Below are 23,463 nucleotides of genomic sequence, written 5' to 3' on the forward strand. Positions count from 1 at the left end.
CGGTGCGGTAACATCGCGCCACGAAGGCGCCACCAGCACCGAACCGGGGGATTCAGATGACGGAACCGTTGTACTTGGACGACGACGCCGCCGCACAGTGCGTGGCCATCTGCGACCGCATCATCGAGAAGTTCGACGACGCGATAGACGAGACGGTCAAGTTCGAGAAGATCTCCGGGTTTGGTGGTTTCGATTCGGCACAACAACTCGAGCGCGGTTTCGCTGAGAAACTAATCCACTCACCGGCTTCGGTAAAAAACCGCCTGGTTCAACATCGCGACGCCGTGAAACTGCTGCGGTCCACCTTCGAGGCAAACGGCCGAGGCTTCGAAGACACCGAGAGCGAGTTCTATCAGAAGCTCCAGACGATCGTTTCGGGTGAGAACCTATGAATCGTGCATCGGCAACCTGTGCGCTCGCGTTGAGCATTGCGGTACTGAGCGGTTGCGGAACCACCGACTCAGATTCCGAATCGGCAACCTCCAGCGCGGAGTCGACTACCCGGGTACCTCGCCTCACCGATGATTCCGAGAGGCCGCCCGTCGCCTTCGACCCGTGCCTGGACATTCCCGACGAAATCCTCTCGGGAGCTGGTTACGACCCGTCGTCCAAGAAGGTGTCTGACTACCCCATGGGGGACTACACGTTCCTGGGCTGCGACTTCAAAACACCGGTACGGCAATACGGCTTGAGCTTCCTGTCCAGCAACATTTCGTTCGCAGAGGAAGAGCAGAAGACGGCAGCATACGCCCAACCGATCACTGTAAACGGGCGCCGCGCTCTCCTTGAAGTTCAGGAAACCAACCGCGAAACCTGCGCGATTTCCCTCGAAACCTCCTACGGAATTCTGATTGTCATTCGCAACCTGCACCACAATGAGATCGGGATCGCACCTCAAGAGCAATGGTGCGCTGGCCTGGAAGACACAGTTCGGCAGATCGAGCCCCTTCTTCCGAAGGATTGACCGGGTAGCCACGAGCACTTCACGCTTCACAAGCCGAACGAGGGGGAAATAGATATGGGACCGACACCACCGCAACCGTCCGCTGACCAACCTGTGCCGCTACCGTTCGGTGTTCAGACGCACCCGGTAGGCGAGACCCCTGCATCGCCGCTTCCCTTCCCGTTGTCCGGCACCACATCGCCGACCACGACGGCTCCATCGATACCGATCACTACCGACCCGACTTCGGACAACCCGTTCGCAGCGATCCTGGACCTGCTCCAGGACCCCGATGCAATCGAGGCGAAGCTCGACGAACTCGGCGGCAAGGTCAGCGATTCGATCGCCAATAACGACATCGTCGACCCCCACTACATCAACGGTCCCGAAGACTTCGAGAGCGCCGCGTCGTACAACGCTCTTGCCGGCAAGGTCCAGGAAATGAACCCGGCGAACATCACCCCCTTGGCCGAAGCCTGCAAAGGCATCGGGGACATGGGCCTGGACGCGGAGTTCCAGGAACTGAGCAACGTGATCGGCGCCAAGTGGACCGGCACGGCAGCTACCGCAGCTGCGGGAGCGGTCCAAGCACTCACCGGATCCACGACCGAACTGTCCACCGGCATCACGGATATCGGAACCCGGCTCGAATCCGTCTCGAGTACCGCCGAACTGATCCGCGTGAAGATTCCCAATCGTCCGTTCGGAACACCACTGACCATGCTGACCACCGGAACGGGTGCAGCGGCTAGGGCGAAAGCCGAGGCGGAAGAAGAAAACGCCCGACGCGAAGCAATTACCGCCCTCCAGACCATCTACTCCCCCGGCTACACCAACGCGGGAACCGGCGTACCCGTCCTTCCCGAACCTCGCGTCGTACAAGGTGGCGACGGATCCGGGAGCGGCGGTTACGGCAGCCCCACCGGCGGACCGGGCACCGGCCAGGGAGGCGGCACAGGCAGCGGTGGCGGCGCCCCCGGCACCGGGGAGAACGCACCCGCCGGACAGCCCGGCAACGAGAACCCCGCCGGCACCGATCCCGCAGCTCAACAGCCCGGCACGGGACAACCCGGCGCCCCCGGTTCCGCAGGACCGGCGAACACCAATGCGGCCGCAACGATGAACCCGAACGCCAGCGGAACTCAGGGCCATCTCGGAAGCCCCTCCGGCCGTGACGGATTGGTCGGGCCCGGAACAGGATCGAGCACCGGCGCAGGTGGTGCCGCCGCATACGGTGGTGCCGGTGCGTACGGCGCAGGTGGTGGCGCGGGCTCTCGCCGCGGCAGCGACCGCAAACGAGACGAAAGCCAGTCCGGTGCAGTGGGAATGGTTCCCGGTGTCCCGCCTGGCGCCGCAGCACTCGGCGCTGGAGCCGGGGCGGGCGCAGGTGCCGCCGCCGGCGTTGCGGCCCAGACAAGTCTCGCCCGACCAGGCATGGGCATGGGCGGCGGAGCAATGATGGCGCCACGCGGCGCGGGCGCCGGCGGAGACGACGACAAGGAACACAAGACCCCCAGCTACCTGGTGAACGTCGACAACGGCAACGACCTGATCGGCCCGATCGATCCCGTGGCCCCACCGGTGATCGGCGCATGACCTGGGAGCTCAGCTCCGATCAGTTCGCAACCCTTTGGGAAGCAACCGATCTCGACCGGTTGCCATACCCGCTGAGGCACCGTTCGTCCACGACCACCCTGGACGAACGCGCGATCGTGGACCGATACCTCCGCGATTGGTACGCGACATTGGACGATCGGAAACTGAGCTCCTGCGTCCAGGCTCTCAGCCACCCCGAATACTCGGTGACCGTCTTCGTCCCGGACGAAGCAGCGGACGACACGAACTCGATCCGTCGTCGTGGATGCGTGCGAGGCAGAATCGCAGTCGTGGCCGAACAGCATCCGGGTCCGATCGGGCGCGGCAACGTGACCATCTCCGTAAACCACGGCACCGACATCGAGAATCGGCGCTGGCTGGCCACCCAGCTGACAACAGGACTTCCCGACACACCCGCCGGGAGCATCCGCGCCCTGTCCAGCCCTCCAGAAGGACTCGAACGCCGCCAGGCCGGATCGACCGCGGTCCTGCACGACATTGCTGTTCCCGACGGAGACCGCATCCGCCGCCTGCTCACCCAGACCCACACCGCAGAGGGATACGTCTGCCTTCTCGGTCCCCGTCGCGGGCTCGACGAGGCGTTGCTGGACGAGATGACCTGGTTCGACGCGGCTGGAGACGGCCGCTACCTGCACTTCGTCGACCACCAGGTGCACCTGCGCGCGATCACCCTCGACGAACTCCGAAGGGAGTTCGAGCAGAGGTTCGAGAAGCTCGCGAAGGGTCCTTCAACGGAGCGTGTGTCACCGCTAATGTGAACCCCATGGCCGAACGCGAGAGGGACAGGACGGGCAAACCGCTCAATGCGCGCCCGCGCGACGGGCTGGGGAGACCGTTGGCACGCGGCGCCGAGGGGGTACCGCGTATCCCCGACGATGTGCAGCTTCCCCCGGACGAGTCGCTCACCGAAGCGCAGCGGCTTCTGGACCACAACATGCCGTTCCACGCGCACGAGATTCTCGAAGGAACGTGGAAGATCGCGGACGAAGACGAGCGCGAATTGTGGCAAGGTCTGGCTCAGCTCGCGGTCGGACTCACTCATCTGCTGCGGGGAAACAACAGTGGCGCAATCACTCTCCTGCAGCGTGGGCACGATCGGATTCGCCACTACGAGCAGCAACCGCCCCACCTGATCGACGTGTCCGGCTTGATGACGTGGGCCGATCACTTGGTGCTCGAAGTAGAGCGCGGCGCAGACCTTTCCACAGTTCCCATCCCTCGGTTACGGATTCCCTGATGACCATTGTCGACACCTTCGAACTCCCGATGTTTCCGCTGGGCACCGCGGTCCTACCCGGTCAGAAGCTCCCGTTGCACGTGTTCGAGCCCCGGTATCGTGATCTTGTGCACGACTGCCTCGCTGCGCCCGAGCCGCGCTTCGGCGTGGTGCTGATCGCGCGGGGGCACGAGGTCGGCGGTGGCGACGTCCGATACGACGTCGGGACGATCGCGAACATCGACACGCACGCTGCGATCGGGGACGGAAGATTCGAACTACTATGCCGCACAACCGATCGCATTCGAATTGTCGATTGGCTCGAGGACGACCCGTATCCGCGCGCCGTCGTGGAGAAGTGGCCCGACGAGAACGACGGCGCGCCGATCACCGAATACGAATACAGCACTCTCGGTGAACGCATCGACCTGCTGTACGGCCTACTGGGGAAGCTCGCCGCCCAGGCCAACGACCCGCGCCCTACCCCACCGATCCTCGCTGCCTTCCAGGGTTCACTCGGAAGTCGCCTGTTCGAAGTGGCCGCCCACGTCCCGATGGGGGATGCCGACAAGCTGGCCCTGCTGGCAGCACCGGGAGCGGACGAACGAATCCGCGCGTTGGCCGAGACCATCGAGAATGCAATCGAGATGGTTCAGTTCAAGCTGCTGTGAGCAGCACGTTTTCGTAGTACCTGCGCGGATGTGTACAGTGGGAATCGCAACGCGGGGTGGAGCAGCTCGGTAGCTCGCTGGGCTCATAACCCAGAGGTCGCAGGTTCAAATCCTGTCCCCGCTACGAAAGTGGCCCGCAGCCATGGCGATCCAATCGCAGGCTGCGGGCCACAGCTTTTTCTGCCAGGCTGAAGTCATGAGGTCCGTCGACGCAGTCGTCATCGGTTCCGGCCCGAACGGCCTGGTCGCAGCAACCGTACTGGCCGATGCGGGCTGGGACGTTGCGATCGTCGAGGCCCAACCCGATCCGGGCGGCGCAATCCGCAGCGCCGAGCTGTTTCCGGGATTCGTCACCGACCTTTTCAGTGCGTTCTATCCCCTCGCAGCTGTGTCCCCTGCCCTCGCCGCCATGAATCTCGACCAGCACGGCCTCGAGTGGAGCCATGCCCCGTACGCCGTCGGGCATGCTCGCGAGCCGCAGGATGCAGACGCGCCTGTCGTCCGGCCCGACCCGCGAGACACCGCTGCAGACCTGGATGCACGGCACCGCGGGGACGGACGTGCGTGGCTCGATCTCGTGGAGCGTTGGCACCTGGTCAAAGAGCCGTTCCTGCAGTCGCTCTTCGGCCCGTTTCCCCCGGTCAAAGGACCTGTCGGTCTGGTCCGAACCCTCGGCACGGGCGATGCCCTCCGCCTTGCCCGGTTTCTGGCTCTGCCGGCGCGCAGGATGGCACACGAACTGTTCGGTGGTGATGCCGCGCGGGTGCTTCTTCTCGGCAATGCCATGCATGCGGACGCTCCCCCGGATGCACCGGGTAGCGGGGTCATGGGGTTCATTCTGACGATGCTGGCTCAGGACAGTGGCTACCCAGTCCCCGTGGGAGGCTCGGGTGCGTTGTCCGAATCCATGGTGCACCGAGCGACCCTGGCTGGGGCACAACTCTATTGCGGCGACGAGGTCGTTTCCGTCGATGTGAGGCATGGGCGCGCTGTTGGCGTCACGACCGCTTCGGGTGTCCGCTTCCATGCACGTCACGCGGTGATCGCGGATGTGTCTGCGCCGTCGCTGTTCGGGTCTCTCCTTGCAGCCGAACATGTTTCGGCCGGCATTCGACGTGATCTGAGCGCCTTCGAATGGGATACTCCGGTCGTCAAAGTCAATTACGCACTGGATCGCAAGATTCCCTGGCGCTCCACGAATCTGTCCGAAGCGGGAACCGTTCATATGGGCGCTGACGACGACGGTCTCGTGCACTGGATGGCGGACCTGACCACCGGACGGTTACCCGCTTCACCGTTTCTGCTTTTCGGGCAGATGACCACCGCCGACCCGGCTCGTTCGCCGGAGGGGACCGAGAGCGCGTGGGCCTACACCCATCTGCCGCGGGGCATCACCGACGATGATTCGGCTCGCGTCGTTGCCGAACGAGTCGACCAGCTACTCGAGGCACACGCTCCGGGATTCGTGGAGTCGATAGTCGGTCGTCACGTGCAAAGGCCGTCCGACCTCGAAGCCGCGAACGCGAACCTCGTGGGCGGGGCGGTCAACGGCGGCACTGCGCAACTGCACCAACAGTTGTTGTTTCGTCCGGGACCCGGTCTCGGACGGACCGAGACCACGATCGACGGATTGTTTCTCGGCAGCGCATCCGCGCATCCTGGCGGCGGCGTGCACGGTGTCAGCGGGTTGAACGCGGCCACAGCAGCACTCCGACAGCGGGGGCCTCTGGGATGGCTTCGCCGGCGTGCGACGACGCAGCTGACCGAGTTGGTCACCCGCAGCCGTTACTGAGCGGTCTGGCCCATGCCGTATTTCTCGTCCACGTCGCGGTAGACCTGGACACTACGAACCGCGAGCTCGCGAAAGGCGTCGAGGTCGATGTCGGCCAGCTTGTTCACATAGACGCAGCCCTTACCGAGCTTGACCTTGCCGAGGCGGGCAAGGAGCTCGTCGTGGCCTTCTCCGAAGTCGGCCATCATGTAGACGGTGTGGTGGCGCCCGCTGGTAGCGAAACCGATCAGGGGCGCAACCCCTTCCCAGCCCGTCGCATAGCGATATCGGTACGCGCCGAAGCCGATGATTCGGGACGCCCACACGACGGCATCCTCACCCGTGATCTCCTGCATCATGGCGCGCAGTCGGTGCGCATCCTCCTGTCGCCCCTCGGGAAGGGCGGCGATCAGTTGGTCGACCGATTCACCCGAAGGCGACATCGCGGGTTTCTTGGGCACACCCGGATCATAGACCCGCGCGGTTGCGGGCCGTGGCCACCGCCGCACCGATCTCGCCCCGGTGAAGCGGCCCGTGGCCGGGGAGCACCAGGTCCGCATCCACGTCTGCGATCGCGTCGAGCGATCTCAGCGTCTCGGCACGGTCGTGGTGGTACATCGGCAACAGCAACTGTGGCCCGGTGATCCTGGACGTGCCGTGCCCCGTGACGAGCGCATCGCCGGTGACGACAGCGCCCGCAGAGGGAAGGTGGTATCCGCAGTGACCGCTGGTGTGTCCAGGCAGCGGAACTGGGACAGGACCGCCAGGCAGGTCGAGCGGACCGTCCACAGGGAACGGTTGCGCGCCCGGAACGGATACGTGCTTGGTACCGCCCAGGCGCAGGATGCGCAGGCTCCACGGAATGACGCCGGGCCGCCACGAGTTCGCCGCCACCTCCGGTATCGACACCTGCTGGAGGTACTCGCGATGGGCGTGGCGCGTCTCTTCTTCCGAGGTGTAGACCGGAAAGCCGTACTGCGCGCACAGTTCGGGCAGGGTGCCGATGTGGTCGACGTGGGCATGGGTGACCAGGGCAGCAACGATGTCCTCCGGTCGCCGTCCGATCTCACTCAGCGAGTGTTCCAGTGCCGCACGACTTCCCGGATAACCGGCATCGATCAGGGTGACCGAGCCGGAGTCCTCGACGAGGGTCCAGTTGGCGTCACGACTCGTCACCAGGTAGATGCCTGATCCGACCTCGATCACCTGTGGTGCGTTCACATCAAGAAACCCTACGTGACCTCGAGAAAGGGCGCCGAGATCAGTGTGCCCGAGATTTGTTGTATCAGCATCGGATTGACCGAATTTGACCTAACCTATCGGTGTGACGGTGTAAGCCGCCCATGAGTACAGGGTCCAGAGTCGGGATTCCAGCCTTCACAAGGGGATAATCATGGAAAGTGTGCTTTTCGGTCTGAACAGTGCTTTGAACAGCGGGGTCACGCTGGGCCTCGCGAACACGATCATCACTCTCGGCGGTCTGATATTCAATTTGGATCTCGACGTCAACATGGTGGGATAACACCTCTGCAGGAGTGCCGGAGGGGCCGATCGTGATCGGCGAACCGACAGCGTGAGGCCTTGCCGCGTGCAATGATCTGGGCGCACCGCAACCGGATCAGAGGTGACTTGCCATGCAACACGAAGAATCGAGTTTCTCCGGTGTCTCCGGTACCCGAATCGTGTACGACGTGTGGACACCAGAAGACCGTCCCCGCGGAGTGTTGGTGCTGTGCCACGGATTGGGCGAGCATGCCCGCCGCTACGACCACGTGGTCTCGCGCCTGGTCGAACTCGGATTGGTCGTGTACGCGCCCGACCATCGTGGCCACGGCAGGTCGGGAGGCAAACGAGTTCACTTGCGCGCGTGGAACGAATTCACCGACGATCTGCATCAGCTGTTCGGAATCGTCTCGCAGGACCATCGCGGGCTCGACAAATTCTTGCTGGGCCACAGCATGGGCGGCGCCATCGCATTGTCGTATGCGCTCGATCATCAACAGGACCTGAAAGCACTGATGCTGTCGGGGCCGGCGGTGGACGTCACCACGGGGACTCCGAAACCCGTCGTGGAACTGGGAAAGATCGTGGGCCGATTTCTGCCGGACATCCCCGTCCAGACCCTCGACCCGAGCAAGGTTTCACGCGACCCCGACGTGGTCGCCGCCTACGAGAACGACCCTCTGGTCCATCACGGCAAGGTCCCGGCAGGAATTGCACGCGGAATGATCGTCAACGCGGAGAGCCTGCCGCGGCGGCTGCCTTCGCTCCGCCTGCCGCTCCTACTTCAGCACGGCAGCGAGGACGGTCTCGCGAATGTGAACGGCACCAGGATGATTGCCGAACTGGCCGGTTCTTCGGACCTCACCGTGAAGATCTACGACGGGTTCTTCCACGAGGTTTTCAACGAACCGGAGCAGCAACAGGTCCTCGACGATCTCGTCGGCTGGCTGCGTCCCCGTATCGACGGGTGAGCGTTCAGCCGACCGAAGCGGACGCGGGAGCCAGGTGCTCGGCGAGGACCGCAGCCTGAACCATCTTCGCCTCCGCGTGAACTGCGCGCCCCCGTTCGGTCACGTCGACGAACACACCACGCCGGTCTACCTGGCACATTGCGCGCTCCACAAGACCTGCCTTCTCGAGCCGCGCGACGGTGCGTGACAGCGCGCTGGGGCTCAAGTACATCTCGGAGGCCAGGTCCTGCATCCGGGCGCGCTCACACGTCGCGTCGATCAGACGATCGAGGGCTTCGAAGTCGCTCATGCTCAGGCCGTGCGCGTGTTGCATCTCACGATCCAGCTCACACGCGACGGTGTTGTAGCGGACCAACAACGCCCGCCAATCAGCGCGAAGTTCCGCCTCTGAGCTCATGACCCGCACCCTAGTGCCGTTCCGCGATACGTGCAAGTGAATTAAATGCAAACGGAATTAATGCTTGCGTAATGATTGCATATGCACTTACATTCTCCCTGTGACTATCAGTGAGAGCGCTGCGAAGCGCGCAACCACGCCGGAAATCACCAGCCCACAAACCGATCAGGTCTGGACGCCCCGACTCTGGGGGCTTCTGGCCGTGCTCTGCCTCGTGATGTTCCTGGACGGGCTCGACGTATCGATGGTCGGAGTCGCACTCCCCTCCATCGGCTCCGAACTCGACCTGTCCACGACCTCGCTGCAATGGATCATCAACGGATACGTCCTCGGCTTCGGCGGCCTGCTGCTGCTCGGAGGACGCACGGCCGACCTTCTGGGCCGTCGCCGGGTCTTCCTCATCGCCCTCAGCGTGTTCGCGATCGCCTCACTTGTCGGCGGCCTGGTCGACAACGGCACCCTGCTCATCGTCAGCCGCTTCGTGAAGGGTCTCGCGGCAGCCTTCACAGCTCCCACGGCGATGTCGATCCTCACGACAACGTTCAAGGAAGGCCCTGCTCGTAACCGCGCACTGTCGATCTTCTCGGTGTTCGGAGCGAGCGGCTACTCGTCCGGCCTGATCCTGGGCGGCCTGCTTACCAGCGCAGGGTGGCGTTGGACCTTCCTGATGCCGGTGCCTTTCGCGGTCCTCGCGCTCGTGGCCGGTGCACTGCTCGTGCCTCGCGACCGCCCTGCCGACTCGGGTGGACACGATCTGGTCGGCGCAGTCACCCTCGTCGGCGGCATGATGCTGACGGTCTACACAGTGGTCTCCGCACCCGCGCGCGGGTGGACCGATCCGCTGACGCTGTTGTCGTTCGTGGTGGCCGCTGCGCTGCTCGTCGCCTTCTTCGTGACCGAGCAGCGGATTGCCCATCCGCTCGTCCGCCTAGGGCTGCTTCGCGTCGGATCGATCGTCCGCGCCAACCTCAGCATCGTGGCGCTGTTCGGCAGCTACCTGAGCTTCCAGTTCATGATGACGATCTTCCTGCAGTCCGTACTCGGCTGGTCGCCGCTGAAGATGGCCATGGCGCTACTGCCGGCGGGCCTGATCGTCGCGATCGGCTCACCCTTCGTCGGCAGGCTCATCGACCGCTACGGCACGTCGCGGGTAATCATCGCTGCACTCAGCTCACTGAGCGTCGGCTACCTGTGGTTCCTGTTCGTCGGCAGTGACACGCCCTCGTACACGACCGCGATTCTGCCGAGCGTGATCCTGCTCGGTGTCGGGTTCGCCCTGGGATTCACCTCGATCATGGCCCAGGCGACGTCGGGCGTCGACGACTCGGAACAGGGTCTCGCATCCGGGCTGGTGCAGACGTCCGCGCAGGTGGGTGCCGCGCTGGTGCTCGCACTGACGACTGCGCTGGTGACCGCCGGTTCGCATTCCGCAGAAGGGGCAATCACCACCGGATTCCACCAGTTCCATCCCGGGCTCGCACTCGTCACGGGAGTGGCACTCGTCGGGCTGGCCATCACGGCATCTCCGCTGGTTCGCAGGCCCTGAATCCTGCACCTTCACATACGAGTGCCCCGCACACTCTTCAACGTGCGGGGCACTCGCCGTGTTCGGGGTCAGGCCGAACGGCGCACCTGAGTGGCGAGTGAACGCTCCGCGAAGGCAACTGCCGCTCGGATGATCTCGCGACTCTCGCGCAGCGACTTTCCGATCACCGGGAACGCATGAATCTGCCCGCTCCAGATGTGTGTCTCGATCGGCTGCCCCACGCGGTCGAAATTCTCGGTGGTGATCTCCACGTCCGGGCGCATGATCTCGTATTCGGCGGCAGAGAAGAACACCGGCGGGAAGAGCTTGGGGTCGGCTCGCACCGGCGACTGAGCGCCGACGATCGAGTCGGAACCTTCGAGCCAACGATCCTTCAGCTTCGCGACCTGCGACATCGGCAGGTACGCATCCAGCTTCATGAAATCGGGATCATGGTCCTCCATATCGAGGTTGAGCAGCGGCGAGAAGCCGATCACCGCGGCCGGAGGGGTCAGATCGGTGAGCGCCGCGATCTCCGCGACCTTCATCGCCAGGTAGCCACCGGCCGAATCACCGGCGACGATGATCTTCGCGGGGTCCTCACACGTCTCCAGCAACTCTTCGTACGCCGAGAGGGCATCCGACAGCGAAACCCCGATCGGCCCTTCCGGCAGCTGCCGGTAGGCGACGGAGACGACCGGCACACCTGTCTGAGCTGCCAGAAGCCCGCACATCGGACGGTGCGTGGCCAACCCACAGAACACGAAGCCGCCGCCGTGCAGGTAGAGCACCGTGGCCCCCGCAAGGGAACCGTCCGCGACGTGCGTGTGGGTGATCCGCTCGCTCGGCACCCCACCCAGGGTGAACTTCTCGACGTCGAGTCCCTTGGGAACGGGAAGTCGGCCGACGATCCGGTCGAGCCACGCCAGCAACTCGATGCCTTTGTCGGTCAACGGCCACAAGGTGAACAGTGGCTTCACAAGCAGTCGGACAAATCGAAAGATCGCCCGCGCACGCAAGCTGACGTTCCAGTGCCACACCACCGAATCATGGGAACGCATCGTGCAACTTCCTCCACTCGTCTTTGGGCGAGATACTCGCCACCGGAGACCTGCCTGTTGGACACTATGACATCGACCGTTGTCGGGGCGTGAGGACAGCGCTTCCGCCCGGTCACCAAGGAGGTGTCGTCGTGTTCGTAGATCCCGGACTCCCCGATTGGCTCGAGTACTTTCTCGGGCTACTCGGATATCGCTGGTGAATCGGCAAATTTCACCTGCCCGTTTCGACCCCGGACAGCCTCGATCAGTGCCAGAGTCGGAACATGACTTCGCGACAGACTCACGGCAGCAAAGGTGATCGGTGATGTCCCGGCCGGTTCAGCTCGTGGTACTCGGCGCGGGCTCCTGGGGTACTACTGTTGCCGGCCTCGCGGCCCGGAACACGCCCACGCTTCTGTGGGCCCGCTCCTCGGACACCAGGGACGAGATCAACACCCAGCGCCGCAACTCGAAGTATCTGGGTGATCGCCCGTTACCCGAATCCATGCGCGCGACTTCCGATCTGATCGAGGCGGCACGCGAAGCGGACGTGCTCGTCGTGGGAGTGCCCTCCCACGCGGTGCGAGCCACCCTCGGCGAGATCAGTAACGAAGTACGGGCCTGGGTGCCCGTTCTCTCGTTGTCGAAAGGGCTCGAACCGGGTACGCGAGCGCGCCCGACCGAGGTCATCGCGGAGTGCCTGCCCGGCCATCCCGTCGGCCTGCTGGCCGGACCCAACATCGCGCGAGAGATTGCGGACGGGCTGGCCGCCGCATCCGTCGTGGCCACTCAGGACGACCGCGTGGCCTCGGCACTGCAACCGCTGTTCGCTTCCCCTGTTTTCCGGGTATATCGCAACACCGACGTTCTCGGCTGTGAACTGGGTGGGATCCTCAAGAACATCGTCGCCATCGCTTCGGGCATGGCGGACGGGCTCGGCGTCGGAGACAACACGCGCGCAATGGTGTTGGCGCGCGGGCTGGCCGAGATGACCCGTCTCGGTGAAGCGATGGGCGCGAATCCTCGGACCTTCGCAGGACTCACAGGCATGGGAGATCTGATCGCGACGTGCACCAGCCCCAGCTCGCGCAACCGGCGAGTTGGCGAAGCGCTCGCACGTGGGCTGTCGGTCGACGAGGCCGTCGCCGAACTCGGGCAGGTGGCGGAGGGCGTGAAGACGGCACCGACAGTGATGGAGTTGGCTCGCGACCATGGGGTGGACATGCCGATCGCGGCTGAGGTCGAGGCAGTGGTGGCCGGCCGGCAGACCGCGGAGGGTGCATACCGCGGGCTACGGAAGGTGTCGGCCGGCGGCGAGGACGAGGCGGTCTGAACTGCGGGTACACGAAAGACAGGAACTTCTACATGTTTCTAGTGTCAGTTCTAGAAATAGTTAGAAATGCCTGACGAACGCAGGTTCCACGATCCACCAGCCACCGAGTACCAGACAGACGGCCGTCACCGCGAACGCCAGCGCAACCCAGAAGAGAGCCGGGACTCGAGTGAGTCTGGCGAGTTGGTCGGCGTCGGAATCCGGCGCCCGCCGCCGCATCCTCGCCCGCTGCAGTTCGAGGACCGGCTTCGGCGCCGCGATCAGCATGAACAGGGTGACGAAGTACGCCGCGAACACCTGCTGCTCCTGCGTCCCGAACCACACCAGAACGAACAGCAGCGCACCCACCGCAGTCAGGGACAGCAAGCCGTACAGGTTGCGAACGAAAAGCAGCATCAGCGCAATCGAGACGACCCCGATCCACAGGACGGCAACCGCGTGACCCGTCCCCAGGACCCAGGCGGCGCCCAACCCGAGTATCGCCGGTCCGACGTAACCGGCGAACGTCATCAGGACCACGCCGAGTCCGGTGGGCTTACCGGAGGAGACCGCGACCCCCGATGTGTCCGAGTGCAAGCGCACACTCTGCAGACGCCTGCCCACCAGGAAGGCCACCAGAAGGTGTGCGCCCTCGTGGACGATGGTCACGACATTGCGAGCAACCCGCCACACGTGGGGCTCGAGAACGACGACGAGGGCCGCCAGCGTCGCGATCCACACCGTTGCAGCACTGGGCGCGGGGCTGATCGCGGCCATCCGCTCCCAAGTCGACTGGACATCGTCTGCGGCAACACTGGTCTCGTTCATCCGCGCCGAGTGTACGGCGTGGTCGGGGTGTCACTGCCGTCGTGCCAATTGAGGAATCAGCCCACCAGCCAGAACGTCGTCCACCTGTCGAGCGGACAGCCGGTGCACCAGCGGAATCTCGACGTCTCGCGTGGAGTCGACGAGGGTGAGGCGGTTCCCCGAACGAACTGCTTCTCGAACTCCATCGAGTACCAGGGTGTCGCCCTGCTCCACCTGCTCGAAGTCGTCGGGATTCTCGAACTCGAGTGCGAGCACCCCGAAGTTCGCCAGATTCTGCCAGTGAATCCGAGCGAACGACTTGGCGATCACTGCACGTAGGCCGAGGTAGCGCGGGGTGATCGCAGCGTGCTCACGGGACGAACCCTGACCGTAATTGTCACCACCGACGACGAAATGCCCTGTGGTACCGGATATTTCCTCTGCGCGTGCGGGGTACGTCTCGTCCACCTGCGTGAACGTGAACTGTGCCAGCTTGGAAATGTTCGATCGGAACGGCAATGCTCGTGCGCCCGCCGGTGAGATCTCGTCCGTGGAGATGTTGTCGCCCACCTTCAGCAATACCGGCGCCTGCATTCGATCGGGCAACTCCGGAAAATCGGGAAGCGACGAGATGTTCGGCCCCTTCACCAGTTCCACCGATCGCGCTTCCACCTCGGGCAGCGGGGCGACGAGCATCGCCGTGTTCACAGAAGCCATTTCGGGAAGATCGAGACTGGGGTAATCCATCCCGACGTTCTCGGCCCAGTCTCGTGGATCGGTGACGACACCGGTCAACGCGGACGCCGCAGCAGTCTCCGGCGAGCACAGCCAGACCGAATCCTCCTTGGTGCCGGAACGCCCCGGAAAGTTACGGGGCATGGTCCGTAACGAGTTTCGGCCGGCGGCCGGAGCCTGACCCATCCCGATGCAGCCCATACATCCGGCCTGATGGATGCGCGCACCCGCGGTGATCAGTTCCACGGTCGCACCCATCCTGGTCAGATCCGAGAAGATTTCTCGTGAGGTCGGGTTGACGTCGAAACTCACGCTCGGGACGGTCTGTCGGCCACTCACCATTGCTGCAGCGATCGCGAAGTCACGCAGGCCGGGATTCGCGGAGGATCCAATGACCACCTGACTGATGCTCTCACCGGCAACCTCCCGAACCGGGACCACGTTTCCAGGCGAGGAAGGCTTGGCGACGAGAGGCTCGATCTTCGAGAGATCGATGGATTCGTCCACGTCGTAAGCGGCGTTCTCGCCGGCCAGCAGTTCGACGTAGTCGTCACCGCGTCCCTCGAATTCGAGGAACTCGCGTACGGCCGAATCGGCTGGGAACACAGATGTCGTCGCGCCCAGCTCGGCACCCATGTTCGCGATGACGTGCCGATCCATCGCCGTCAATGTGTCGAGCCCCGGCCCGTGGTACTCGACGATTCGATCGAGACCACCCTTGACGCCGTGTCTGCGCAAGAGTTCGAGAATCACATCCTTCGCCGAACACCATTCGGGCAGTTGACCGGTGAGCTCGACTCCCCATATTTGTGGCATCCGCAGGTTCAACGGTTGACCGGCGATCGCCATGGCAACTTCGAGCCCGCCGACACCGATCGCCAACATGCCGAGTGCACCCGACGCCGGAGTGTGGGAGTCGGAACCCACCATCGTCCTGCCCGGAATCCCGAAGCGCTGCATGTGAGTCGGGTGTGACACTCCGTTGCCCGGCTTCGAGAACCACAGGCCGTAGCGCTGCGCAGCGGTGCGGAGAAACTCGTGGTCTTCGGCGTTCTTCTCGTCCGTCTGCAGTAGGTTGTGATCGACGTACTGGACGCTCAGCTCGGTTTTGATCCGATCGAGATTCAACGCCTCGAGTTCTTGCATCACCAGGGTGCCCGTGGCGTCCTGCGTGAGCGTCTGGTCGATCCTGATCGCGATCTCTTCGCCCGGTTCCATTCGCCCGGAAAGAAGGTGCGATTCGATGAGCTGGTGGGCAACCGTGTCCGACATGGCCGATCCTCGATTCTGTGGAAACACGCGCCTACAGGGAGCGCCTCACAGCCCGGCTGGGGCCGTACCCCAGCATGCGCCGACACGGAGCATTACTCAATCTTCCAGAATCTAGCCAGGACTCTAGATTTCGGTAGATTCGCCTAGTCGTGCTGACTACGCAGGTAGCGACCGAAATGCGGGACGGTGAATCCGATCGATCCACGCTCGGCCGAGTAGATGAGCCCCTTCTTGATCAGACCGTCGCGAGCCGGCGACAACGAAGCCGGCTTGCGGCCGAGTTCGGTCGCGATCGACGACGTGGCCACCGGCCCGTCGTCTCCTGACAGGTCGGCCATGGCCCGCATGTACTCACGCTCTGCCGGAGTGGCCCGCTCGTAGCGGGAGCCGAAGAAGCCGACCGCCAACTCCTCTTCCGCAGTCGGCGCTCCGACCCTGACGTCCTCCGCGGTTATCGGACTGATGGCCGCCACATCCCAAGTCGCCTTGCCGTAGGCCTGCACGAAATACGGATAACCGTCGGCAGCCGTGTACAGGGCGTCGAGAGCCTCTTCGGTGAACTTGACCTCTTCTCGTTCCGCCGGAGCGATCAGAGCACGGTCCGCGGCCTCGCGTTCGAGCCGATCGATGCGGTGATAACTGAACAACCTTTCGGAGTAACTCTTGGATGCGGACAGCACGGCGGGAAGGTGCGGCAGACCCGCACCGACGACGATGAGCGGGGCGGCGTCCTGACTCAACTCGTGGCAGGCGCCGCAGATGGCCGACACGTCGGCGGGCCCGAGGTCTTGCATCTCGTCGATGAACACAGCGATGCCGACACCGACATCCCTGGCCAGCGAGGAGGCGTCGAGAAGCAGTTCGACCAGATCGATCTCGATGTCCCCCGAATCGGCCCGTCCCTTCTTTGCGGGAGCGTCGATACCCGGCTGCCAACGTTCACGCATCCCCTTGTCCGCGGTGGCCCGCAACGCGAACGATTTGAGAACGCCGAGAAATTCCTCGACCCGTTCTGGATCGCGGTGGGCGGGAGCAATCTCCCGCACCGCCATGTGGAGGGCGGAAGACAGCGGCCGCCGAAGATCCTGGTCGGGACGTGCCTCGATCTTGCCCGTCCCCCACCCGCGCGAAATCGCCGCGGATCTCAACTGGTTGAGCAACACGGTCTTGCCCACACCGCGCAAGCCGGTCAGAACGACGCTGCGTTCGGGTCGCCCTCGGGCGATGCGCTCGAGCACCACGTCGAATGCGTCGATCTGTTTGGTCCTGCCGGCCAGCTCGGGCGGACGCTGGCCTGCACCTGGAGCGTATGGGTTGCGGACGGGATCCATGCGCTCGAAGGTAACAATGAGAATCGGGATCTATGCGGTGATCTAGTGCGTGTCCTAGACATCACTATCAATCGCAACAGAACCCGATACAGCCATGCCCAGCACGAGCGCGGTGATGGTTGTCACGAGGGTTTCGTGACCAAATCTTGATCAGTAGCCTCGTGGCCGTGGATGAACAACTAGCTTTCCGACTGACGGACACTGGCCAGGAGTGGCTCATCGACAAGCCCGTGAGCATCGCGATCTACATCGCGCTCGCTTTGGTGGTGCGATTCGTACTGCACCGGGCGATCGATCGGCTCACTCGACGCCAGAGCGGCGAAGGTACGCCCTCACGCTTCGCGCGTTGGCGGGAGAACAAAGCTGCCGAGCGCGCGGCCGCCGAGTATGCTGCCGAGTCCAGCAACGGCGACCGAACCTCACTCCGCGTCGACGAGGGCAGCGGACTGACCGCCGCGATCTTGAAGAAGGCGGCACGCAAACGCAGTGCCGAAGAACTGCGCGCGGAACAGCAGCGCGACGAGCGGCGTGCGCAGCGGATGGCCACCATCGGCTCCGTTCTCAAGTCCCTGGTGTCGTTCCTCGTGCTGATCTGGGTGATTCTGCAGTCGCTCGGCCTCCTCGGGGTCAATGTGGCGCCGTTCATCGCCTCCGCCGGCATCATCGGCGTCGCATTGGGCTTCGGCGCCCAAGCGCTGGTGAAGGACTTCCTGTCCGGTTTGTTCATGCTGTTCGAGAACCAGTACGGCGTAGGCGACTGGGTGGATCTCGGCGAAGCCTCCGGCACGGTCGAGCACGTCGGCCTGCGTGTGACCTCGGTGCGCGACCTGCACGGAACCATCTGGTACTGCCGCAACGGCGAGATCTTGCGAGTCGGCAACTACAGCCAGGACTTCGGTGTCGCCTTCCTGGAGTTCCCGATTTCCTACGAATCCGACATGGACGTGGCTTGCCGAGTGGCGCTCGACGCCGCTCGCGCCGCGGTGGCGGAGGAGCCGATGAAATCCAACGTGCTCTCCGCACCGGAACTTCAGGGCGTCAACGCGATGGACGCCGATTCGTGGACACTTCGCATGACGGTGGCAACCCGCGCGAACATGCAGTGGGCAACCGAGCGCGAACTTCGTCGCCGCATCCGCATCGCATTCTCCGACGCGGGAGTGACCGCGCCGTACCCGGGCGGACTGCCGGTCACACCACTGCAGAACCTCGTTCCGGCGGAGTCGGCTACATAGGACTCCGGGCATCGTCGGACGCGAGGAACAGGACGGCTTTCGCGATCTCCTCGGGCATTGTTGGTGTCCGAACTCATACCAGGAGAGGCCACACCGGTCGGGTGAACGGTGTTGACGTGGATCCCGCGACGAGCCAGTTCGTTGGAGAACGAGCGCATGAGGCCGACGACGGCATGCTTGGCCGCGACGTAGTGGGCGTAGGGAACGTGTCCACGCAAGCCGGCAGCCGAACTGGTGAGAACGATCGATCCGCCACGCTTGTTCTCGATCATGCGCGGAGCGGTGCATTGGATGGTGTTCCAGCAACCGCGCGCGTTCGTGTCCATGATGAAGTCGTACTCTTCCTCGGACACGTCGAACGGTGACTTCGGGAAGGTTGCCGACACCGGTGTTACCGATCACGATGTCGATCTCACCGAGCTCGGAGATTCCCTTGTCGACGGCCGCCTGAACCTCGTCGCGCTTACGGACATCGGCCACCGCTGTGACCATCTTGCCGCCCACACCTCGGCCACCGCTGTGACCATCTTGCCGCCCACACCCTCGAACAGCTGCTTGGTTTCGGCGAGCAGATCGGGATTGGCGGGCTTGTAGTTCATCAAGTCCGGCTAATAGTCGGAGTCGAGGTCGACCCCGATGATGTTCGCACCCTCGGCAGCAAGCGCGAGTGCGTGTGCACGTCCCTGCCCTGCGCCTGTGATGAATGCGACCTTGCCCGCTACGCGTCCCATGAATCCTCTACTTCTCGCAACGACGGCCGCACCGACCCGGTCATTCCACCTTCGCGTGCATCATGAACACGTTGTAGTCGGACCACGTCGAGATGTTGAAGTACAGATCGTCGTCGGTCGACCACGGGTGGATGAAGCCGCCGTACAGCTCCGGGTAGTCCTTCACTTCCACCATCCGGGCGCTGTCCGACCACAGCCCTTGCGGCGAATCGGACTCGCGGAGAACGATTCCGAGCTTCGCGGTGTCCAGGTACGCCATCTGCCACTTGCCGGTCTTCTCGTTGAATCGAACCGACAGTTCCCCTGCAGGGCCGTTCACGATCGTCGACGCCTCGGAAGCACCGCCGACCGGCGTCCACGAGCCGTTCTGCCAGTACTGGTACGCCGACTTGTTCAGCACGTCGTCCTTGGGGACGCGGGCCACGCCCACCGCGCCGAGACGGGTATTGGGTGTGCCGAACATGTAGACGAAGTCTCCGGCCGGGACCATCGAAGCCACCTGAAACTTGGCAAGACCGAAGATGTTCTCCCACTTGGCGTGCGGGGCCTTCGTCCAGGTGGATCCACCGTCGTCCGAGTACGCGATGCCGCCGTGATTGGTCCACCAGGTGGCCGGGATGCTGTTCCAGGTACGGATCGACATGTAGCTCATGTACTGACGGTCGCCGATGGCGAATCCGGACGTCGGAATTGTGGTGATCTCGACGTTGTCGAGCTTGCGGCTGCTCAGAACCTCCGCGGCGTGGCAGCGGCTGTCCTGCACCATGCTGTCGAAGCTGGCACCGTCCGAGAGGTCACGGTCGCTACTGAAGGCGAGAACATTGCTCCGCCAGTCACCGCCCTGACCGCCCGGCGGGTGGAACCCCTTGCCCACGGTGTCACCGAAGGCCATCGCGACCTGACCGGGCTTTGTCTCCCAGGTGATTCCGAGGTCGGTGCCGTACACCTGCCAGCGCTTGTCCGAACGCGTCACCGAACCCGCACCGGTCTGCTTGGCCACCCGGGTGACCTCGCCGATACGCGGGGTGGGCGGCTTTGGGCTGACCGAATCCGGTTCGGTCGCCGGGTGCGCCTCCGGCGGTGGAGGCGGCACGGGATCCCCCTCACCCGGTACGGGAATCCCGAAGTAGAAGGGATTGAACTTCAGCCCCAAACGCGGGATGTCGACGGCGCTGGACAGGTTGTCCGGCCGCTCGTCGTCGTCCGTCAGGTCCGGGCACGGATCCATGCAGGGGTCCGTGGGAAGCTCCTGCTGAGGAACACGCGGCTGCGCGGGCTCGGGTGCCGGATACGGCACCGTGGTGATCGCGGGATAGGGAACCGGAAGGTCCAACTCCTCGGGGATGATCGAGCCGACCTCGTTCGACACCTCCGACGCGCACGGACCGATGTTCGGTGGCTGACTCGGCTGGGCGACGGCCTCGGATGTGTTGGAGTACACGATCGTCGCCGATCCGAACGTGAGAGCAGCGGCAGTTGCGAGCAGCCTTCGAGACATCGATACCTCAGCCGAGTCGTTCCCTGGCCACTCGTCCCGAGCGGCATTTCACGAGGGAGGTTAACACCGAACCGACCGCCCAGTCGGTAGTGCCACAGGATTACTGGGCAGTAACCGGTCAGCCGGCTCCGCCGGTACCGAACAGCATGCCGAGCAGGTAGGTCGCAGCGGCCGCGCCGTACCCGATGGCCAACTGCCGCAGTGCCCGCCGGAACGGAGGACCACCGGACAACAGGCCCGTCACCGCACCCGTTCCGAGCAGTGCGATCCCGACCAGAACCGCAGCTACCAGCAATGCTGTCCACCCGGACAGGCCGAAAAGGTAGGGAAGCACCGGAACGATCGCGCCGGAAGCAAAGAAGAAGAAGCTTGCCGTCGCGGCACCCAGACCCGTCCCGACCGACTCGTGTTCGTCCGCGGGGCCGTCTTCGGTGGCCGGAGTGCTCCGCTTGGGCTCGACACCGATCCGCAACACTTCTGCAGCACGCGCCTCGGCAGTCTCTTCCGACATTCCTCGCGCCCGGTAGACGAGCGCGAGTTCGTTCGCGTCCACGTCCAGCAGCGGAACCGCCTCACGCGCAGACTCCGCCGGGACCGACGCCTCCAACAGTTCCCGTTGCGAACGCACCGACACGTATTCGCCGGCGCCCATCGACAGGGCACCCGCCAGCAGGCCGGCGAGACCGGTGACGAGGACGATGTGTTGAGAAACCCCGCTGCCGCTGATTCCGAGCACCAGGGCGAGATTGCTGACGAGGCCGTCGTTCGCCCCGAACACCGCGGCCCTGAAGTTGCCGGACAACCGGTTTCTCCCCCGCGCGGCAAGACCGCGGACCACTTCTTCGTGTATCTGCTCGTCCGCTGCCATCGCCGCGGTCGCGTCCTCGTCCGTCGAGTACGGCGAGCGTGTCTCGGCACGTTGAGCCAGTGCCAGCACGAACACGGATCCGAAACGACGGGCCAGTACTCCCAGCAACCGAGTCCGAACATCGCTACGGAGCGGTTTGCCCACCTGGTCGCCGAGCAGATCGAGCCAATGCGACTCGTGACGCCCCTCCGCCTCCGCCAACGCGAGGAGGATCTCGCGCTCCTCTCCTCGCCGGCGCTGCGCCAAGTCGCGGTAGACGGCAGCCTCGGCCCGCTCGTTCGCGAGATAGCGACGCCAGCGTCGAAGATCGCGCGAGGTGGGCTCGCGCCGAGATCCGGTGGACGGTTCTGTCGACACGCCGAAGACGCTACTCGCCGAGCAACGCTGTCACCGAGTTCTCGCGCGGAGACACGACTGCCGGATCTCTGTTCGAGAACAGGTCGTACAGGGTCCATCGCGGCACAGCGCCACGGCACGTGCAACGTGTAGCCCCTAGGTAACGAACAACGCGTGCGTCACGCCGTAGGTATGCACGGCGCGGGCGCAGGTGTCGTAGGTGTCCTACCCGTACCCGTCCTCGATGATCGTGCGCCGGTCCACACCCTTGCCGGCGAGGTAGTCGGTCATGACCGCCGCTTCGTCGCCCGTATCGCTGACGCCGTTGCCCGACACCAGAACTGCTTTCGCGCGGCCGTCATCCACCAGTTCGGCTGCTGCCACATCGAGACGACCCTTCAGAAAGGATTTCGACTCTCCGTCAACAACTTTCGATCCGAGAACGATCACCGTCGGCACTGGCGCCGATCGCCGCCCAGGCAAGTCCGCGACGAACGAGAACTGGCCGAGGACGTCGACTCGCGGATGTGGACATGAACCCCATCCAAGCACGAGACGCACCCGATGCGCCTGCCGCTCAGGAACGGGCCCCACTCGGTTCGGACCGGTTGCGCATCGCCGCAACGACACACAACCCCACGCCGACCACGATCCACGTCGCGAGCACCACAAGCGAATGACCGGCCCCATGACCGTCGAAGTACACGATCGAACGGATGGCAGTACCTGCCGCGCCGGGCGGCAACAGCTGGCCGAGCGCGCCCCAACCCGAGGGCAGCCATGCCGACGTTGTAGCCATGCCCGACAACGGGTTTGCGATGAACATCATCGTCACGGCACCGATTCCGAGCCCGGCGTATCCGAGCAGTGACTCGAGCCCCAGAATCGTCAGTGAAATTGCGGCGATGCCTATCGCGACACCGCCGGCCGCCATGAGGTAGTTGTCGTCGAAGCTGCCGATGCCGAACTGCATGATCGCTGCCACGACGAGGCCGGCGAGAACGGCAAAGGACACGGCTCCGACGATGCGCCGAGAAAGGCTGCGCGGGAACAGCGAAACCAGGGCGATGGCAGGAACCATTCCGCCGAACACGAGCGGGAATGCGAGCATCCCCAAACCGACTCCGGCCGGATCCCCTTCGGGTAGCGGAACCACGTCTTCGACCGGCACCGGCGCACCCGTCTGTTGGCCGAGGCCGGTGGCGACCCCGGTCAGCACCTGGGCGATCTGCTGCCCGCCGGCCGACGCGGTGAGCATGGTCGGCCCCTGCTCGGTGACGACGATGCCGCCGACGATGTCACGATGTTCGATGGCCGTCCGCACGGCGGCTTCGTCGTCGTACGACTGGACGTCGAACGCGTCGGGTTGCGCCGCGGTGAGTCCGTTCTCGATCTGTTCCACGGCAGGACCCGGACCTGCCACACCGAACTTCAGCTCGTGCGGTCCGCTGTTGATACTCGGCAGCACGAAGGCGAGCAGCATCAAGGAAATGACCACGGTGAGCCCCAGAACCACGGCAATCAGCTTGACGTTGTCCGGTGGACCCTTGCGCGTGTCCTGATCGACTGGGACCTTATTGACGGTCGTCGTCATCTCTACCTCTCCAAGCTTTCCCGCAAGCGGAGCAATTTCCTCCACTTGTATGTGGAAGATAATCCTCCGGTTATGCTCGGGTGTCAATCC

General features: G+C 64.1%; 24 protein-coding genes, 1 tRNA gene and 2 pseudogenes. 14 read left to right on the plus strand and 13 right to left on the minus strand.

Annotation, left to right across the window (positions count from 1 at the left end; translation table 11 throughout):
* The first annotated feature begins 74 nt into the window (after positions 1 to 74).
* From ACFWO3_RS05355 to ACFWO3_RS05390, 8 genes are all read left to right on the plus strand, one after another.
* Complete coding sequence (locus ACFWO3_RS05355; protein ID WP_378574550.1) at positions 75 to 392, plus strand: hypothetical protein; 318 nt, start codon at positions 75 to 77, stop codon at positions 390 to 392.
* Positions 389 to 964: a DUF3558 domain-containing protein gene (locus ACFWO3_RS05360; RefSeq protein ID WP_378574552.1), complete on the plus strand. Its 576-nt coding sequence runs from the start codon at positions 389 to 391 to the stop codon at positions 962 to 964. The genes ACFWO3_RS05355 and ACFWO3_RS05360 overlap by 4 nt, the downstream gene beginning before the upstream one ends.
* A gap of 54 nt (positions 965 to 1,018) precedes the next feature.
* Complete coding sequence (locus tag ACFWO3_RS05365; RefSeq protein ID WP_378574554.1) at positions 1,019 to 2,539, plus strand: hypothetical protein; 1,521 nt, start codon at positions 1,019 to 1,021, stop codon at positions 2,537 to 2,539.
* Positions 2,536 to 3,318, plus strand: coding sequence for an ESX secretion-associated protein EspG (locus ACFWO3_RS05370; protein ID WP_378574556.1), 783 nt, complete (start codon positions 2,536 to 2,538; stop codon positions 3,316 to 3,318). Before ACFWO3_RS05365 ends, ACFWO3_RS05370 begins: the two co-directional genes overlap by 4 nt.
* A gap of 5 nt (positions 3,319 to 3,323) precedes the next feature.
* A complete protein-coding gene (locus ACFWO3_RS05375; RefSeq protein ID WP_378574558.1) occupies positions 3,324 to 3,797 on the plus strand; it encodes a DUF309 domain-containing protein in 474 nt (157 codons plus the stop codon).
* Positions 3,797 to 4,447: an LON peptidase substrate-binding domain-containing protein gene (locus ACFWO3_RS05380; protein ID WP_378574560.1), complete on the plus strand. Its 651-nt coding sequence runs from the start codon at positions 3,797 to 3,799 to the stop codon at positions 4,445 to 4,447. Before ACFWO3_RS05375 ends, ACFWO3_RS05380 begins: the two co-directional genes overlap by 1 nt.
* A gap of 50 nt (positions 4,448 to 4,497) precedes the next feature.
* Positions 4,498 to 4,571, plus strand: a tRNA-Met gene (locus ACFWO3_RS05385).
* A gap of 72 nt (positions 4,572 to 4,643) precedes the next feature.
* Entirely contained in the window at positions 4,644 to 6,239 is a 1,596-nt protein-coding gene (locus tag ACFWO3_RS05390) for a phytoene desaturase family protein (RefSeq protein WP_378574561.1), read from the plus strand.
* On the opposite strand, the gene ACFWO3_RS05395 is transcribed toward ACFWO3_RS05390, so the two are convergent.
* A complete protein-coding gene (locus tag ACFWO3_RS05395) occupies positions 6,233 to 6,679 on the minus strand; it encodes a DUF1801 domain-containing protein (protein WP_378574562.1) in 447 nt (148 codons plus the stop codon). The genes ACFWO3_RS05390 and ACFWO3_RS05395 overlap by 7 nt on opposite strands.
* 7 nt (positions 6,680 to 6,686) lie before the next feature.
* Entirely contained in the window at positions 6,687 to 7,439 is a 753-nt protein-coding gene (locus tag ACFWO3_RS05400; protein WP_378574564.1) for an MBL fold metallo-hydrolase, read from the minus strand.
* A 172-nt stretch (positions 7,440 to 7,611) separates the two neighbouring features.
* Between ACFWO3_RS05400 and ACFWO3_RS05405 the strand changes: the two genes are divergently transcribed.
* Positions 7,612 to 7,740 (plus strand): hypothetical protein, encoded by a 129-nt coding sequence (locus ACFWO3_RS05405; protein WP_378574566.1) that lies wholly within the window; start codon positions 7,612 to 7,614, stop codon positions 7,738 to 7,740.
* Between the two features lie 112 nt (positions 7,741 to 7,852).
* The gene (locus ACFWO3_RS05410) at positions 7,853 to 8,692 is read left to right on the plus strand and encodes an alpha/beta hydrolase (RefSeq protein ID WP_378574568.1); all 840 of its coding nucleotides are present in this window, start codon (positions 7,853 to 7,855) and stop codon (positions 8,690 to 8,692) included.
* Positions 8,693 to 8,696: 4 nt separating this feature from the next.
* On the opposite strand, the gene ACFWO3_RS05415 is transcribed toward ACFWO3_RS05410, so the two are convergent.
* Entirely contained in the window at positions 8,697 to 9,089 is a 393-nt protein-coding gene (locus ACFWO3_RS05415; protein WP_378574571.1) for a MarR family transcriptional regulator, read from the minus strand.
* A 64-nt stretch (positions 9,090 to 9,153) separates the two neighbouring features.
* On the opposite strand from ACFWO3_RS05415, the pseudogene ACFWO3_RS05420 reads away from it, so the two are divergent.
* Positions 9,154 to 10,736 (plus strand): annotated as a pseudogene (locus ACFWO3_RS05420) (MFS transporter).
* Here ACFWO3_RS05420 and ACFWO3_RS05425 read toward each other — a convergent pair.
* The gene (locus ACFWO3_RS05425; protein ID WP_378574573.1) at positions 10,704 to 11,675 is read right to left on the minus strand and encodes an alpha/beta hydrolase; all 972 of its coding nucleotides are present in this window, start codon (positions 11,673 to 11,675) and stop codon (positions 10,704 to 10,706) included. The pseudogene ACFWO3_RS05420 and the gene ACFWO3_RS05425 sit on opposite strands and share 33 nt — an antisense overlap.
* A 304-nt stretch (positions 11,676 to 11,979) precedes the next feature.
* Between ACFWO3_RS05425 and ACFWO3_RS05430 the strand changes: the two genes are divergently transcribed.
* Positions 11,980 to 12,987, plus strand: coding sequence for an NAD(P)H-dependent glycerol-3-phosphate dehydrogenase (locus tag ACFWO3_RS05430; protein WP_378574575.1), 1,008 nt, complete (start codon positions 11,980 to 11,982; stop codon positions 12,985 to 12,987).
* A gap of 60 nt (positions 12,988 to 13,047) precedes the next feature.
* Here the strand turns inward: ACFWO3_RS05430 and ACFWO3_RS05435 are convergent, their stop codons facing one another.
* The 3 genes from ACFWO3_RS05435 to ACFWO3_RS05445 all read right to left on the minus strand — a co-directional run bounded on the left by ACFWO3_RS05435 (position 13,048) and on the right by ACFWO3_RS05445 (position 17,111).
* On the minus strand, positions 13,048 to 13,743 hold the full coding sequence (locus tag ACFWO3_RS05435) for a M50 family metallopeptidase (RefSeq protein ID WP_378574999.1): 696 nt from the start codon (positions 13,741 to 13,743) through the stop codon (positions 13,048 to 13,050).
* 81 nt (positions 13,744 to 13,824) lie between these two features.
* Positions 13,825 to 15,780 (minus strand): aconitate hydratase, encoded by a 1,956-nt coding sequence (locus tag ACFWO3_RS05440; protein WP_378574577.1) that lies wholly within the window; start codon positions 15,778 to 15,780, stop codon positions 13,825 to 13,827.
* A gap of 143 nt (positions 15,781 to 15,923) precedes the next feature.
* Positions 15,924 to 17,111 (minus strand): AAA family ATPase, encoded by a 1,188-nt coding sequence (locus ACFWO3_RS05445; RefSeq protein WP_378574579.1) that lies wholly within the window; start codon positions 17,109 to 17,111, stop codon positions 15,924 to 15,926.
* A gap of 167 nt (positions 17,112 to 17,278) precedes the next feature.
* Between ACFWO3_RS05445 and ACFWO3_RS05450 the strand changes: the two genes are divergently transcribed.
* Positions 17,279 to 18,346 carry a mechanosensitive ion channel family protein gene (locus ACFWO3_RS05450; protein WP_378574581.1) on the plus strand — a complete coding sequence of 356 codons (1,068 nt, stop codon included), beginning with the start codon at positions 17,279 to 17,281 and terminating at the stop codon, positions 18,344 to 18,346.
* A gap of 119 nt (positions 18,347 to 18,465) precedes the next feature.
* Here the strand turns inward: ACFWO3_RS05450 and ACFWO3_RS05455 are convergent.
* A pseudogene (locus ACFWO3_RS05455) lies at positions 18,466 to 18,672 on the minus strand (SDR family NAD(P)-dependent oxidoreductase); the annotation flags it as partial.
* Here ACFWO3_RS05455 and ACFWO3_RS05460 point away from each other — a divergent pair.
* Entirely contained in the window at positions 18,581 to 18,940 is a 360-nt protein-coding gene (locus tag ACFWO3_RS05460) for a hypothetical protein (protein WP_378575043.1), read from the plus strand. The pseudogene ACFWO3_RS05455 and the gene ACFWO3_RS05460 overlap by 92 nt on opposite strands.
* A gap of 14 nt (positions 18,941 to 18,954) precedes the next feature.
* On the opposite strand, the gene ACFWO3_RS05465 is transcribed toward ACFWO3_RS05460, so the two are convergent.
* The 5 genes from ACFWO3_RS05465 to ACFWO3_RS05485 all read right to left on the minus strand — a co-directional run bounded on the left by ACFWO3_RS05465 (position 18,955) and on the right by ACFWO3_RS05485 (position 23,373).
* Positions 18,955 to 19,077 (minus strand): hypothetical protein, encoded by a 123-nt coding sequence (locus ACFWO3_RS05465; RefSeq protein WP_378574583.1) that lies wholly within the window; start codon positions 19,075 to 19,077, stop codon positions 18,955 to 18,957.
* Between the two features lie 40 nt (positions 19,078 to 19,117).
* The gene (locus ACFWO3_RS05470; RefSeq protein WP_378574585.1) at positions 19,118 to 20,575 is read right to left on the minus strand and encodes a DUF4185 domain-containing protein; all 1,458 of its coding nucleotides are present in this window, start codon (positions 20,573 to 20,575) and stop codon (positions 19,118 to 19,120) included.
* A 118-nt stretch (positions 20,576 to 20,693) separates the two neighbouring features.
* On the minus strand, positions 20,694 to 21,800 hold the full coding sequence (locus ACFWO3_RS05475) for a VIT1/CCC1 family protein (RefSeq protein WP_378574587.1): 1,107 nt from the start codon (positions 21,798 to 21,800) through the stop codon (positions 20,694 to 20,696).
* Between the two features lie 204 nt (positions 21,801 to 22,004).
* Positions 22,005 to 22,469, minus strand: coding sequence for an ElyC/SanA/YdcF family protein (locus ACFWO3_RS05480; RefSeq protein ID WP_378574589.1), 465 nt, complete (start codon positions 22,467 to 22,469; stop codon positions 22,005 to 22,007).
* A complete protein-coding gene (locus tag ACFWO3_RS05485; protein ID WP_378574591.1) occupies positions 22,357 to 23,373 on the minus strand; it encodes an ABC transporter permease in 1,017 nt (338 codons plus the stop codon). The genes ACFWO3_RS05480 and ACFWO3_RS05485 overlap by 113 nt, the downstream gene beginning before the upstream one ends.
* Positions 23,374 to 23,463: the final 90 nt, after the last annotated feature.

Origin of the sequence: Rhodococcus sp. NPDC058521 (assembly GCF_042719695.1) — a bacterium.
Taxonomy (GTDB): Bacteria; Actinomycetota; Actinomycetes; order Mycobacteriales; family Mycobacteriaceae; genus Rhodococcus_F.